The organism is Mesorhizobium sp. M5C.F.Ca.IN.020.32.2.1 (assembly GCF_004023105.1).
Classification (GTDB): domain Bacteria; phylum Pseudomonadota; class Alphaproteobacteria; order Rhizobiales; family Rhizobiaceae; genus Mesorhizobium; species Mesorhizobium wenxiniae.
Genome location: NZ_RZSX01001600.1, coordinates 1 through 557 on the forward strand (window position 1 = coordinate 1; position 557 = coordinate 557).

General features: G+C 62.1%; 1 protein-coding gene. It reads left to right on the forward strand.

Annotated elements, in window-relative coordinates:
* A partial coding sequence (locus tag EOA86_RS37680) for an ATP-binding protein (protein ID WP_245497517.1) occupies positions 1 to 557 on the forward strand: 557 nt, incomplete at both ends.

The following is a 557-nucleotide window of genomic DNA, read 5'->3' on the forward strand; positions in this document are numbered from 1 at the left end:
GCCGGCGCCTACGCAACCGAGCCGGAACCGTTCCGTTTCGTGGAAGCCGTCGAAATGTGCCAGTCGATGATGCGGCTGCAGGCAGAGGCAAAGAACATCGATCTGCAAGCTCAGATCGCACCGGATGCAGGCGAGATAAACGCTGATCGTCGTGCCGTGCAGCAGATACTCATCAACCTAGTCTCCAATGCCATCAAGTTCACGCCCGATGGCGGCGATGTCGTCGTCGGCGCCAAGCGGATCGGCTCGCGACTGCATTTCTGGATCAGGGACACCGGTATCGGCATCGCCGAGGAAGACTTTGCCAATCTCGGCAAGCCGTTCATGCAGATCCAGAACGACTATACGCGCCGCTTCGAGGGAACCGGGCTCGGCCTGTCGCTGGTGAAGGGCCTTGTGGCGCTGCACGAGGGCACGATGTCGATCGAAAGCATGCCGGGCGAGGGCACCACGGTCACGATCAGCTTGCCGGTGAACGGACCGAAGGGACGTTCGACCGACAAGCCCGGCGTGCTGCCGATGCCTGCAGCCAAGGCGGAGACGAAGGGGGACAGGCA